The sequence below is a fragment of the Limnohabitans sp. genome (assembly GCF_017848645.1).
Taxonomy (GTDB): domain Bacteria; phylum Pseudomonadota; class Gammaproteobacteria; order Burkholderiales; family Burkholderiaceae_C; genus Limnohabitans_A.
Genome location: NZ_JAFEIF010000048.1, coordinates 30,577 through 43,292, shown reverse-complemented (window position 1 = coordinate 43,292; position 12,716 = coordinate 30,577). Strand labels below are relative to the sequence as shown.

Annotated in this window: 11 protein-coding genes; 8 read left to right on the top strand and 3 right to left on the bottom strand. The window is 61.6% G+C overall.

Annotation, left to right across the window (positions count from 1 at the left end):
* Both puuE and QZ190_RS10900 read right to left on the bottom strand, forming a co-directional pair.
* Window positions 1-951 (bottom strand): allantoinase PuuE, encoded by a 951-nt coding sequence (gene puuE / locus QZ190_RS10905; protein WP_291916094.1) that lies wholly within the window; start codon window positions 949-951, stop codon window positions 1-3.
* A gap of 19 nt (window positions 952-970) precedes the next feature.
* Window positions 971-1,636: a GntR family transcriptional regulator gene (locus QZ190_RS10900; protein WP_291916091.1), complete on the bottom strand. Its 666-nt coding sequence runs from the start codon at window positions 1,634-1,636 to the stop codon at window positions 971-973.
* 170 nt (window positions 1,637-1,806) lie between these two features.
* Here QZ190_RS10900 and uraH point away from each other — a divergent pair, with 170 nt between their 5' ends.
* The 8 genes from uraH (at window position 1,807) to QZ190_RS10860 (ending at window position 11,993) form a co-directional block, all read left to right on the top strand.
* Entirely contained in the window at window positions 1,807-2,160 is a 354-nt protein-coding gene (gene uraH, locus QZ190_RS10895; RefSeq protein WP_089952974.1) for a hydroxyisourate hydrolase, read from the top strand.
* 131 nt (window positions 2,161-2,291) lie between these two features.
* On the top strand, window positions 2,292-3,764 hold the full coding sequence (gene xdhA, locus QZ190_RS10890) for a xanthine dehydrogenase small subunit (protein ID WP_291916086.1): 1,473 nt from the start codon (window positions 2,292-2,294) through the stop codon (window positions 3,762-3,764).
* Window positions 3,765-6,125 carry a xanthine dehydrogenase molybdopterin binding subunit gene (gene xdhB / locus QZ190_RS10885; RefSeq protein WP_291916071.1) on the top strand — a complete coding sequence of 787 codons (2,361 nt, stop codon included), beginning with the start codon at window positions 3,765-3,767 and terminating at the stop codon, window positions 6,123-6,125.
* A 75-nt stretch (window positions 6,126-6,200) separates the two neighbouring features.
* Window positions 6,201-6,383: a hypothetical protein gene (locus QZ190_RS10880; protein WP_090142236.1), complete on the top strand. Its 183-nt coding sequence runs from the start codon at window positions 6,201-6,203 to the stop codon at window positions 6,381-6,383.
* A 78-nt stretch (window positions 6,384-6,461) separates the two neighbouring features.
* On the top strand, window positions 6,462-7,745 hold the full coding sequence (locus tag QZ190_RS10875; RefSeq protein WP_291916067.1) for an MFS transporter: 1,284 nt from the start codon (window positions 6,462-6,464) through the stop codon (window positions 7,743-7,745).
* 112 nt (window positions 7,746-7,857) lie between these two features.
* Complete coding sequence (locus QZ190_RS10870) at window positions 7,858-9,084, top strand: MFS transporter (RefSeq protein ID WP_291916064.1); 1,227 nt, start codon at window positions 7,858-7,860, stop codon at window positions 9,082-9,084.
* Window positions 9,085-9,297: 213 nt separating this feature from the next.
* A complete protein-coding gene (locus QZ190_RS10865; RefSeq protein ID WP_291916061.1) occupies window positions 9,298-11,061 on the top strand; it encodes an AMP-binding protein in 1,764 nt (587 codons plus the stop codon).
* A gap of 20 nt (window positions 11,062-11,081) precedes the next feature.
* Window positions 11,082-11,993 (top strand): bile acid:sodium symporter, encoded by a 912-nt coding sequence (locus QZ190_RS10860; RefSeq protein ID WP_291916059.1) that lies wholly within the window; start codon window positions 11,082-11,084, stop codon window positions 11,991-11,993.
* Between the two features lie 56 nt (window positions 11,994-12,049).
* Here the strand turns inward: QZ190_RS10860 and QZ190_RS10855 are convergent, their stop codons facing one another.
* Window positions 12,050-12,637, bottom strand: a complete 588-nt coding sequence (locus tag QZ190_RS10855) for a hypothetical protein (RefSeq protein ID WP_291916056.1) — start codon at window positions 12,635-12,637, stop codon at window positions 12,050-12,052.
* Window positions 12,638-12,716: the final 79 nt, after the last annotated feature.

The window sequence follows — 12,716 nt, the reverse complement described above, 5'->3', positions numbered from 1 at the left end:
TCAATCCTTGTAGGGGTGTACGGTCTTCCAATGCCGCGCAATCTCGATGCGCCGCGCCACCCAGACCTTGTCGTGTGACTGGATGTGGTCCAAAAAGCGCTGCAGCGCGGTGATGCGGCCCGGGCGTCCCAGCAGGCGGCAGTGCATGCCGATGCTCATCATCTTGGGGGCGTTGTCACCACTCGGGTCACCTTCGGTATAGAGCGCGTCAAAGGTGTCCTTCATGTACTGAAAGAACGGGTCGGCGTGCGAATAGCCTTGGGGCAGCGCAAAGCGCATGTCGTTGCAGTCCAGCGTGTAGGGCACGATGAGTTGGGGCGCATCGGTGCCGTCTGACTTGCGCACTTTCATCCAGAAGGGCAGGTCGTCGCCGTAGTAGTCGCTGTCGTATTCAAAGCCGCCAAAGTCGGCCACAAGACGGCGCGTGTTGGGGCTGTCGCGCCCTGTGTACCAGCCCAAGGGCCGCTCACCGGTCAGCTTTTGCAAAATGTCCATCGCCTCGGCCATGTGGGCACGCTCGGTGGCTTCGTCGACATTTTGGTAATGGATCCACTTGAGGCCATGGCAGGCGATGTCGTAGCCCAATTCTTTGAACGCGGCGGTCACATCGTCGTGCTTTTGCAGCGCAGTGGCCACGCCAAACACCGTGAGCGGCAGGCCGCGTTTTTCAAACTCGCACAACAAGCGCCACACGCCAGCCCGGGAGCCGTATTCGTAAATGCCTTCCATGCTGATGTGCCGCTCGGGGAAGGACGCAGGGTTGAACATTTCAGACAAGAACTGCTCGGAGCCCGCATCGCCGTGCAGCACCGAGTTTTCGCCGCCTTCTTCGTAGTTCAAGACAAACTGCACCGCCACCCGGGCGCCGCCGGGCCACTGCGCGTGTGGCACATGTCGGCCGTAACCCTTCAAGTCACGGGGGTAGGGGAGGGTGCTGTCGTAAATGCTCATGGGTCTTGCTCGGTGGTGTTCAGGCCAAGGCCAGGGAAATGTCGTGGGTGGGGACTTTGCGGTCAAAGGTCAGGCTAGCTTCGACGTGCAACAGGTGTTCGTGCATCAGGCGCACGGCCAGGTCCGAGTCCTTCGCCTCCAGAGCGGCCACCAAGGCCACATGCTCGTCGGTGGAGTGCTCGGCCTCGTTGCGCGACTGGTACATCAGCGTGATCAGGGCGCAGCGCGAGATCAACTCGCCCAGCACCTGGGCCAGCACATCGTTGTTCATGAGCTCTGCCATGCGCACATGGAAGTCGCCCAGCAACTCGGTGCGTCCTGTGATGTCGCCTTGCGTCACGGCTTCGCGTTCTTGTTTGATGTGGTCTCTGAGGGCCACGATTTGTTCAGGCGTGACCTGCTGTACAAATGCACGGGTCATCTCGGCTTCGAGCATGCGGCGCACGGCAAAGACCTGTTGCGCTTCTTCGACCGAGGGGGCGGCCACAAATGCGCCGCGTGCCGGCTCCAGACGGATCAAGCGGTTTTGCGACAACTGAAACAGCGCCTGACGCACCAGTGTGCGCGACACGCCAAAGTGGTCGGCCAGCTTTTGCTCGGCCAGTTTGGAGCCGGGCAACAGCCGATGCTCCACGATGGCGCGGGTCAGCGATTCGACGATGTGGTGCGTGGTGGAAGTTTCCATGTCTCGCGGTCCCTTGGGGCTGTTCGCCCGGGTGTTTTTGTGTCGGTGGCGCAAATCATAGCCACCAAAAGCAAAATTGTATACACTTCGGTCGACCGGTTTGACGGGCTTTGGAAAGCCTTGCTCAAACCACCCTTTTTTGACTCTCATTCAAGACAAGCGAGCACACCATGGGATTGAGCACACACGTTCTGGACACCATGCACGGCTGCCCCGCCGCAGGCATGCAGGTGGCCCTTTACACCACACAAGGCGATCAGGCCACTTTGGTCAAGAGCTTTACCCTGAATCATGACGGCCGCAATCCCGACGGTATGCTCTACGACCACGCCAGCTTGCGCAAAGGCACCTACCGCTTGGTCTTTAATGTGAGCGACTACTTCAAAGCCAAGGGCGTGGAACTGCCCGAGCCCAACTTCCTGAACAAAGTCAGCCTTGACTTTGGCGTGGCGCATGAAGACCAGCACTACCATGTGCCGCTGCTGGCCAGCCCTTGGAGTTATTCGACTTATCGAGGCTCATAAAACAATGGGGATCTGACCCCAATTAATTTAATTGGGGTCAGATCCCCATTAATCCGTCGAAAAGCCGCCCAGCGAAGGCCCTGACTCCTTAAAATCGGGGTCTTACCGTTTATTTACCCACCCTTCGCACCATGACCCAAGTCACCAACACCGTGCGCTTTGTGCTCGACGGCCGCATCGTCGAAGCCCAAGGCGAGCGCCGCACCACCACTGTTCTGGACTATTTGCGTGAGCAAATGCACCGCACCGGCACCAAAGAGGGCTGCGCCGAAGGCGATTGCGGCGCTTGTGTGGTGATGGTGGGTGAACTCAACGCCGCTGGCACGGGCGTGGACTATGTGGCCACCAACGCCTGCATCCAGTTGCTGCCTTCGCTGGACGGCAAATCGGTCAAGACGGTCGAGAGCCTGAAAAAAGCCGATGGCACGCTGCACCCGGTGCAGGAAGAAATGATCAAGTGCCACGGCTCGCAGTGCGGTTTCTGCACCCCCGGCATCGTGATGAGCCTGGTGAACCTGGTTCAGGTCTTGCCCATGCCCAATCGCCAGCAGATCACCGATTCGCTCAGCGGCAACCTTTGCCGCTGCACCGGCTACAAGCCGATCATCGATTCGGCCACCAAGGCCTGCGCCAAGCCCGAGGCGCTCAAACTCGACGACAGCGCCGATGTGCCGCTGCTCAAAGAAATCAAACGTGCCAGCGTGCCCACGCTGAGCCTGGACGGCGACATCATCGTGCAGCCGGTCGTGCGTACCCGCAAAGGCAATGAATTTGTATCGCCCGCCACCCTTGCCGAGGTGGCTGACTATCTGGTCAAGAACCCCACCACCACGCTGTTGGCAGGCAGCACCGAAATCGGTCTGCAGGTCAACAAGCAGTTCAGCCGTCCCGACCACATCATGTATTTGGGCAACGTCAAAGAGCTGCGCCAAGTGACCGAGACCGCCAGCGCCTGGCGCATTGGTGCGGCTGTGTCGCTCACGCAGGTCGAGGCCCTGGTGGCCCAGGCCTACCCCGACTTCACCGAAGTGCTGCGCCGCTTTGGCTCGCCCCCCATCCGGTCGACTGCCACGTTGGCGGGCAACATCGCCAACGGCTCGCCGATTGGCGACACCATGCCTTGCCTGATGGCGTTGGGTGCCAGCTTGGTGCTGCGCCGGGGCGACAAGACCCGCAAGGTGCTGCTGGACAACTTCTACACCGGCATGAAGAAAAACGTGATGGAGCCCGGTGAGTTCATCGAAGCTGTGGAATTGCCCAAGCCCGTGGCCGGACAGGTGTTCCGCGCCCACAAGGTGAGCAAGCGTTTTGAGCAAGACATTTCGGCCACTTGCGCGGCTATCAGCTACACGCTGAAAGACGGCAAATTGAGCAGTGTGAAACTGGCCTACAACGGCCTGGCCCCATCGCCTTGCCGTGCGCCCAAGCTCGAAGCCGTGCTGGAAGGCCGTGCGCCTGCCGACGTGAAATCGGCCGACCTGGACGCCGCGATCACCGCCAGCTTCACCGCCCGCGACGGTCTGCGTGCCACTTGGGCCTACCGCGCCTTGGTCGCCCGCAACCTGGTGCTCGAATTCATTGAAGAACAGAAAGAGGTGGCTTGAATGAACGCTCCTACCCCCATCAAAAACCTGTTGCCCGCTTCGGGCGTTCAGCAAGGCACCGACATCGTTCACGAGTCCGCGCACCTGCACGTCACGGGTTCGGCCACCTACATCGACGACATCCCTGAGCACGCGGGCACTTTGTATGCTGCGCTCATCTTGTCGCCCGTGGCGCATGGCGAGTTGATCGGCGATGGCATCGACCGCGCAGCCATCCTCAAGGAGCACGGCGTTGTCGCGGTTTACACCGCCAAAGACATTCCCGGCGAAAACAACTGCGGCCCCATCATCCACGACGATCCATTCCTGGCCGCAGGCAAGGTCGAGTTTGTGGGCCAGGCCGTGGCCGTGGTTGTGGCGCGTGAAATGCTCTACGCCCGCGAAGCCGCCAAAAAAGCCAAGGTGCTGGTGAAAGAACTCACGCCCATCTTGACCATCGAAGAAGCGATGGCGGCGGGCAGCTTCATCATGCCGCCCAAAGGCATCACGCGGGGCGATGCCGCAGCCGCCATTGCCAACGCGCCCCACAAAATCAAGGGCAGCACCAACACCGGTCAGCAAGAACAGTTCTATCTGGAAGGCCAGATCACTTACGCGGTGCCCAAGGAAGACGGTCAGCTGACGCTGTACGTGTCGACCCAGCACCCTGACGGCAACCAGCGCGAAGCCGCGCACGCCCTGAACCTGCACACCAACGATGTGGAGGTGATTTGCCGCCGCATGGGTGGCGGCTTTGGCGGCAAAGAAGGCAACGCCAGCATCTTCAGCCAGAGCGCCGCGCTGGCTGCGCACAAGCTGCAAAAGCCCGTCAAGCTGCGTGTGAACCGCGACGACGACATGACCATCACCGGCAAGCGCCACGACTTCCGCATCGACTACGAAGTGGGCTTTGACGACAATGGCCGCGTTCTGGGGGCCAACATCACGCTCATGTCGCGCTGCGGTTACAGCACAGACTATTCGGGCCCGGTGAACGACCGTGCTTGCCTGCACATCGACAACACCTACCACCTGCCCGCGCTCAAGCTGGTCAGCCACCGCTGCAAAACAAACACCCAAAGCGCCACAGCTTTCCGGGGCTTTGGTGGCCCACAAGGCATGTTCGGCATCGAGACGGTGATGGACGAGATCGCCATGACTTTGGGCAAAGACCCACTGCAAGTGCGCAAGCTCAACCTGTACAAAGACCCGGCCATCAGCGGCACGCCCGACACCATGACCACCCAGTACAACCAGCTCATTGAAGACTGGGTGGGCGACAAGGTGATCGACCAGGTGGAGCAAGAATCCAACTACGCCGAGCGCCGCGCCGCCGTGCACGCCTTCAACGCCAAGAGCAAAACCCGCAAGCGCGGTTTGGCTTTGGTGCCACTCAAGTTCGGCATCAGCTTCACCGCCACGCACCTGAACCAGGGCGGCGCATTGCTGGTGGTTTACATGGACGGCTCGGTCAGCTGCAACCATGGCGGCACCGAAATGGGCCAGGGCCTGAACACCAAGATGGCGCAGGTGTGTGCCGATGGTCTGGGCATCAGCGTGGATCATGTGCGCATCACTGCGACCGATTCACAAAAAGTGCCCAACGCGTCGGCCACCTCCGCTTCAAGCGGTGCCGACATCAACGGCGCGGCCATCATGAACGCCACAGCGCAAATGCGCGAGCGCTTGAAGCCCGTGGCGGCCCGCATGCTGGGCTGCGCCGCCGAAGAGGTGAGCTTCTCCAACAACGAGCTGCACGGCGGCGGCAAGTCCGTCAAGTGGGCCGATGTGACCAAGCAAGCGTACATGGAACGTGTGGGCTTGTCGGTCACGGGTTTCTACATGACGCCCGAAATCAAGTACGACTTCGCGACCCTGAATGGCCGTGCTTTCTATTACTACTGCTACGGCGCGGCCGTGAGCGAAGTGGAAATCGACACCCGCACCGGCGAGTGGTGGCTCAAGGCCGTGGACATCGTGCACGACGTGGGCCGCAGCATCAACCCCGCATTGGACAAAGGCCAGATCGAAGGCGCTTATGTGCAAGGCATGGGCTGGCTGACCATGGAAGAGTGCATTTGGGACAAGAAGGGCAAGCTGCTCACACACGGCCCCAGCACTTACAAAATCCCGGTGGCGGGCGACATTCCGGAGCACTTCAAGGTGTCCTTGTTCGACAACGCCAACATCAAACCCACGCCTTTCAACAGCAAAGCCACAGGCGAGCCGCCTTTGATGCTGGGCTTGTCGGCCTTCTTTGCCTTGCGCGATGCGGTGGCGGCCAGTGCCAACCACAAGGCGGTGGTCTACATGGACGCTCCGGCGACGCCCGAGCGCATCCTGATGGCGTGCGAAAAAGCCAAGGCCACAGCGGGACTGTGATGGCTTGAGCCGGATGCCTGAAACGGTTTCAGGCATCCTGTCACTTTGATTCCAACAGCCCACAGGAGCAGGCCCATGTCAGACGATCCACGGTGCTGCGGCACCGGCACTTGCATCATCAACGCCGAAGGCCTGTGCTGGTGCGGCCAGCGCTGGGATGGCGAGAAGATGTGTTTCATGCCAGAGCCTGCGGCGCAGCCAGACCGCCTTGCCAAAAACGACGCCACCCCGCAGTCGCCTCGCGCCGGGCAGGATTGAGCGCATGAGCGCCATGCGCCCGCGCCCTTGCCGCCGTGCGCTGTTTCCCCTCATTTTGCTCTGCACAGGACCACGGCCATGAGCCAGGGGGTGTCGACGGCTGACACAACACCCGCCATGCACTGGCGCGACCCGTTTCGGGTCAGGAGTTTCCGCTTTCAGTGGCCGGCCGATCTGGCCACCTCCTGGGCCTTCGAGATGGAGTCCATCGTGCTGGGCTGGTTCATCCTGGTCGAGTCGGGCTCGGTCATGATGCTGGTGGTGTTTGGCTCTTTGCAGTATCTCGGCTCTTTGGTCTCGCCCTTGTTTGGCGTGGTGGGAGACCGCCTGGGTTACCGCCGCATGCTGGTTCTGTCACGGGCGCTCTATGCAGCGCTGGCCGCCACCTTCATGCTGCTGGCCTGGCTGCAAGCGCTCACGCCCTTGATCGTGTTGTGCATGGCGGCTTTGGCGGGGCTGGTGCGGCCGTCGGACATGATGATGCGCAACGCGTTGATCGCACAGACTTTACCGCCCCGGCATTTGCTGGGTGCCTTGGGCATTTCGCGCATCACCTCGGATTCGGCCCGCATCGCGGGTGCTTTGGCGGGGGCAGGCGTGGTCGCATGGCTGGGCATGGCCTGGGCTTACGCGCTCATCACCGCGCTCTACACCCTCAGTTTTGTGCTGTCGCGCGGCGTGTCCGATGGGCCTGCGCCAACAGCCAACAAAGATGCGCCACCCCTGTCGTCCGTGTCGCCTGTGCGCGATTTGCAGCTGGCTTTTGGCTATGTGTGGACGCGCCCGGTGCTGATGGCGGCCATGGCCCTCGCCTTCTTGGTCAACCTGCTGGCCTTTCCCTTTTCTTTGGGCTTGCTGCCTTATGTGGCCAAAAACATTTACCTGACCGACCAGACGGGCCTGGGTTGGCTGGGCGCGAGCTTTGCCTTTGGGGGGCTGGTGGGTTCGGTGGTGCTCAGTTCGCACCGTTTTGCGTTTCGCGCAGCGCAAACCATGGTGCTGGCGGGGGCGGTGTGGTTTGCGGTGGATGTGCTGTTCGCCTTCAACACCCATTTGGGGGTGGGCATGGCCTTGCTGTGGGTAGCGGGCCTGGCGCAAAGCCTGAGCATGACGCCGCTGGCGGCCGTGATGCTGCGCGTGACCGAGCCCGCCTACCGCGGCCGGGTGATGGGCATGCGCATGCTGGCCATCTGGGGCCTGCCTTTGGGTTTGCTGATGTCGGGCCCCTTGATCGAGCGCTGGGGCTATGCCGCGACAGCGGGGGCGTATTCGGTCCTGGGCCTGTTGCTCACGGGTGCCATGGCGGTGTATTGGCGGGCGCACATCTGGGACGCCAAAGCCCCGGCCAACGCGCCTTTGTGAATGCCATGCATCCCCGCTGTGACCAAAGCGACAGCGTTCAAGCGTCCTTCGGCGCACAGTGTTGGTGCCTGATGGTCGAGGTAAGCACTTGGCCTGAAAATTGAAATTGACCATGACGACCTTGTCCCCTTCTGCCGCCCCTGTGACCGAACAAGCCGCCGACCACCCCCGCATGGTGCGCGGCCTGCTCAACATCGCGCATGCGCTGGACCATTTGTTTTTGCTGATTTTTGCGGCGGCGGTCAGCACCATCGCCCTTGACATGGGCCTGGCCCAGTGGCAAGACCTGATGCCTTACGGTGCGGGTGCGTTTTTCATGTTCGGTCTGGGTTCTTTGCCTGCCGGGCGCTTGGGCGATCTGTGGGGCCGCCGCAGCATGATGCTGGTCTTCTTTTTTGGCATTGGCGCGGCCTCCATCCTCACGGCCTTCGCGCAAACACCTTGGCAGCTGGCCGGATGCTTGACGCTGATCGGCGTGTTCGCCTCCATTTACCACCCGGTGGGCATTCCCATGTTGCTCGAGCGTTCGTCCAACCCTGGCGCAACCATTGGCTTCAATGGTCTGTCGGGTAATTTGGGCGTGGCGGTGGCCGCTTTGCTCACGGGTTTTCTGATCCAGTGGCAAGGCTGGCGGGCAGCTTTTATTCTGCCCGGTGTGGCGGCCCTGGTGTGTGGTTGGCTGTTTGCCCGCACTTGCCCGCCAGAGGTCTCGTCGCCCGCCAAACGCAAGGGCGGGGCCAAGGTGAGCCTGCCCGCACCTTTGCTGATGCGGGCCATGGTGGTCATGACGGCAGCGGCGGTGACCAGCAGTGTGTTGTTCAACTTCACCACCAACGGCAATGGGCCTTTGATCACCGAGCGATTCAAGGGGGTCATGGAAGACCCGGCCAGCTTGGGCCTGTTGTTGGCCTTGGTTTACGCCGTGGCCTCAGTCGCCCAGGTGGTGGTGGGACACCTCATCAACCGTTTCCCACTCAAGCGCTTTTTCATGTTCATGGTCTTGGCGCAGATTCCCATGCTGGTGCTGGCCTCGCAGGCGCAGGGCTGGTGGCTGTTTGCAGCGCTGATTGGGGTGATGGTGTTCATCTTCGGGGCCATCCCGTTCACCGATTTCATGATCGCCCGCTATGTGGACGACCGCTTGCGCTCGCGCGTATCCGGCATGCGCCTGGGTGTGTCGTTTGCGGTCAGTTCCTTGTCGGTCTGGGCGCTGGGGCCGGTCGTCAAGGCCATGGGCTTTGGCAACTCGCTCTTGCTGCTGGCGGGGTTTTCGGTGGCCACCACGCTCATTTTGACGATGCTGCCCGGAGCAGCCCACGAGCAGCAAACACCTGCTTGAGTGAGGGTTTTGGGTCAGGGAAAACACCCTTATTTGAGGCGGTGTTTCAGGGTTTTTTCAGTCTGATCACGTCAATAATGGCCGCTCTCGCAGTGCGGCCTTTTTTTGCGGGTGTCACACCCGTACTCAGTGGCGCATCGAGTCTCTCGCTGCAGCGACCGCTGAACCGCCTTGACCATCCCTACTGTTTCATCTCTGCCCCCAAGGACCTTCATGAGCTTGACCCCAGACCCCACGAGCGCCGTGCGCCCGTGGCAAGCGGTTTACCCCCAAGTGGGCATCGCCCCCGATTTGCCCGCGCCCGAGCACCAGAGCCTGGCGCATTTGATCCACGACCACTGCACCCGCTGGGCGCGTGACAGCCAGGCCAAGGCAGCCTTCACCTGCGTGGTGCCCAACGGCATGAACGGCAGTTTGAGTTTTGCGCAAGTCGATGCTTTGTCGGATGCGTTTGCTGGTTACCTGCGCGGTACCTTGGGCCTGGCCCGGGGCGACCGTGTGGCGGTGCAGTTGCCCAACAGCCTGCCCTACCCGGTGGTGGCTTTTGGTGTGCTCAAGGCCGGGTGCGTGCTGGTCAACACCAACCCGCTTTACACCGTCAGCGAAATGGTGCATCAGTTCAACAACTGCCAGGCCAAGGCGCTGGTGGTGGTCGACATGTTTGCCGACAAACTGCCCGAGGTGCTGGCGCAAACGGGTGTGAAGCACATCGTGCTGGCGGGCGTGCCCGAGTTTTTCCCGGCCATTCCGCGAGGCATCATCCGCGGCGTGCAAAAGGTCTGGAGCAAGGTGCTGCCGCCCGTGACCGTGCCGCATGTGCGCCTGCAGGCTGCGCTGGCCCAAGGCCGCGTCAGCTTGGCCCAGCAGCCTGCCAAAAATTATTGGCAGGACTTGCAGCCGCAGGATTTGGCCTTGTTGCAATACACCGGAGGCACCACGGGCGTGAGCAAGGGCGCGATGATCAGCCACGGCAATTTGCTGAGCAACGTGCAGCAAATGCTGGCCATGGGCGCGACCCACATGAACCCCGGCCAAGAGTGCGTGCTGACGGCGCTGCCGCTGTACCACATCTTTGCGTTCACGGCCAATTTGCTGGGCTTCCTGGCCATCGGTGCGCACAACATTCTGGTGCCCAGCCCGCGCCCGGTGCAGAACCTGCAACGCGCTGTCGAAAACTATCCGCTGACCTGGATGACGGGCGTGAACACCTTGTTCAATGGCCTGCTCAATGAAGAATGGTTTTTGGCTTACCCGCCCAAGCACCTGAAGGCCTCGATCGCAGGGGGCACCGCTTTGCACAGCGCCGTCGCGCAGCGTTGGCGCGAAGTCACCGGCACCCCCATTGCCGAAGGTTATGGCCTGACCGAAACATCGCCCGTGGTGAGCTTCAACCCACTCAGCGGCGAGCCGCGTGTAGGCAGCATCGGCATCCCGGCCCCCGGCACCGATGTGCGTTTGGTGTCTGAAGCCGGGCAAGACGTGCCTGTGGGCGAGCCTGGTGAGATCTGGGTGCGCGGCCCGCAGGTCATGCAAGGCTATTGGCAAAACGAGGCCGAAACCGCCAACGTGATGCATGACGGCTGGTTCGCCACGGGCGACATCGCGGTGATGGACGCGACCGGCTTTTTGCGCATCGTGGACCGCAAGAAAGACATGGTGCTGGTCTCCGGCTTCAACGTCTACCCCAACGAGGTGGAAGACGTGATCGCGCAGATGGCCGCAGTGCTGGAGGTGGCAGTGGTCGGCACGCCCGACGAGCGAACAGGCGAAGCCGTGCGGGCCTATGTGGTGCCCAACCCCGACCATGCAGGACAGTTGCGCGCCGAAGACGTCGTGGCGCATTGCAAGCAACACTTGGCGGCCTACAAGCGACCCAGCTCGGTGGTGCTGCGCGACGAGTTGCCCAAGTCCCCCATTGGCAAGGTGCTGCGCAAGGACCTGAAAGCCGAAGTCAAAACCGAATTCAATCGCGCCTGAGCGCCACAGCGGAGTTTTATATGGTCACCGAATTTGAAACCAAACTGCTGGGCGTGATGATGATGGTCATCATGATGGGCATGGGCGCATCGCTCACCTGGCGCGACTTTTTAATTGCCTTTCGCAAGCCCAAGGGCGTGCTGGTTGGCGTGCTGTGCCAGTACGGCATCATGCCCTTCCTGGGCTTTGCCATGGCCATGCTGCTGGACTTGCCACCTGCGTTGGCGGTGGGCCTGATCCTGATGGCTTGCATGCCCGGTGGCACCACCTCCAACATATTTACTTACTTCAGCAAAGGTGTGCTGGCGCTGTCCATCATGATGACCAGTGTGTCGACTTTGGTGGCGCTGGTCATGGTGCCCGCCTTGCTGGAGTTTTATTCGCAAGCAGCTGGCATCGGCGGTGACTTCAAGATTCCTGCCAGCAACGTGGCACAGGTGCTGATGGTGCTTTTGGTGCCCACCTTGATTGGCATGGCGTTGCGCAAAATGAGCCCCAACATCGGCGCCACCATCGAGTTGCTGGGGGGCTTTTTGGGCATTCTGGTGATTTTGTTTTTGGTGGTGACCTGGATACCGCGCAACCACCAGCTGCTGGCCACCACACCGTTGACGGTGTATTTTGCGGCCATTGGCCTGGGCCTGTTCGGCATGGCGCTGGGTTACGGCCTGTCTCGCCTGCTGCGCCAGGACGCCAATCGCAGCCGCACGATTGCGCTGGAGACCGGCATCCAGAACGGGCCCTTGGCGGTGCTGATCGTGACGCTCAGCTTTGCCGGGGCCATGCAGCAAGACATCTTGTTGATCCCGGTGCTGTACTCGCTGTTCATCGTGATCAGCAGCAGCTTTGTGACGCTGGTCTTTCGCCGCCGCAGTGACCGCGAAGCCTTGGCCCGCGACAAGGCCAAGGCGGGGCAGTTGGTTTCGGCTTGAGGCACTCTTGAAATGGGGGGCAGCGCCCCCCCTGAGGGGTGACCAGTTTGGGCCGTTCAGTCCTGACCTTCTGTCAAAGTGTCGAGTTGGAATTTGCCGCTTTGGTGCCAGAGCCACACGTCGGTGTAGGTGACTTGGCTCATGTGCTGGGGCACCGGGTAGGGCGCTGCGGCTTTGACCATGCGCTCGATTTGTTGCATGACCTGGGGCACATGCCGGGGCGCACGCATCCATTGCACCGATTTGACCGAGCCGTGGCGGTCGATGTCCACGTTGAGCACCCCCACCGCCTCCAGCATGGGGGGCAGGCGGCCTTTGTAGATGTGTTGGCTGTGGCGGGCGTACAGGTGGCTGGCCGCATCTTTGCGGTAGTCCCGGGCGTTGCGTGCAGCGGATTTGACGGGACCGGAGACTTGTGCGGGTGTGGCGGCTGGGATAACAGTTTGCGCCACGGCCTCGGGCCGAGTTGCAGCCGGTTGACTGGGGTTGCTGGGCACCTGGCTGGTGGCAGGACCAGGGCCGGGTTTGCTGCTGGGCGGGGTGCTGCAGCCGCTCAGCCAGCCAAGGCCTAAGGCGCTCAGGGCCAGCAAGGTGCGTGACAAAACCGTGCGTTCCGGGCTCTTGTGCGGGGTTGCCTCTGGCATGGGTCGGGTCCTCTCCTTGGCATACTCGGTGTTCGGGCGTGATTGTGGCATTGGACACGGGCCTTGGCGAGCAACAAAT

Excerpts from the sequence above, each read along its gene's own strand:
- puuE (WP_291916094.1), bottom strand. The coding sequence starts at position 951 with ATGAGCATTTACGACAGCACCCTCCCCTACCCCCGTGACTTGAAGGGT.
- QZ190_RS10900 (WP_291916091.1), bottom strand. The coding sequence starts at position 1,636 with ATGGAAACTTCCACCACGCACCACATCGTCGAATCGCTGACCCGCGCC.
- uraH (WP_089952974.1), top strand. The coding sequence starts at position 1,807 with ATGGGATTGAGCACACACGTTCTGGACACCATGCACGGCTGCCCCGCC.
- xdhA (WP_291916086.1), top strand. The coding sequence starts at position 2,292 with ATGACCCAAGTCACCAACACCGTGCGCTTTGTGCTCGACGGCCGCATC.
- xdhB (WP_291916071.1), top strand. The coding sequence starts at position 3,765 with ATGAACGCTCCTACCCCCATCAAAAACCTGTTGCCCGCTTCGGGCGTT.
- QZ190_RS10880 (WP_090142236.1), top strand. The coding sequence starts at position 6,201 with ATGTCAGACGATCCACGGTGCTGCGGCACCGGCACTTGCATCATCAAC.
- QZ190_RS10875 (WP_291916067.1), top strand. The coding sequence starts at position 6,462 with ATGAGCCAGGGGGTGTCGACGGCTGACACAACACCCGCCATGCACTGG.
- QZ190_RS10870 (WP_291916064.1), top strand. The coding sequence starts at position 7,858 with ATGACGACCTTGTCCCCTTCTGCCGCCCCTGTGACCGAACAAGCCGCC.
- QZ190_RS10865 (WP_291916061.1), top strand. The coding sequence starts at position 9,298 with ATGAGCTTGACCCCAGACCCCACGAGCGCCGTGCGCCCGTGGCAAGCG.
- QZ190_RS10860 (WP_291916059.1), top strand. The coding sequence starts at position 11,082 with ATGGTCACCGAATTTGAAACCAAACTGCTGGGCGTGATGATGATGGTC.
- QZ190_RS10855 (WP_291916056.1), bottom strand. The coding sequence starts at position 12,637 with ATGCCAGAGGCAACCCCGCACAAGAGCCCGGAACGCACGGTTTTGTCA.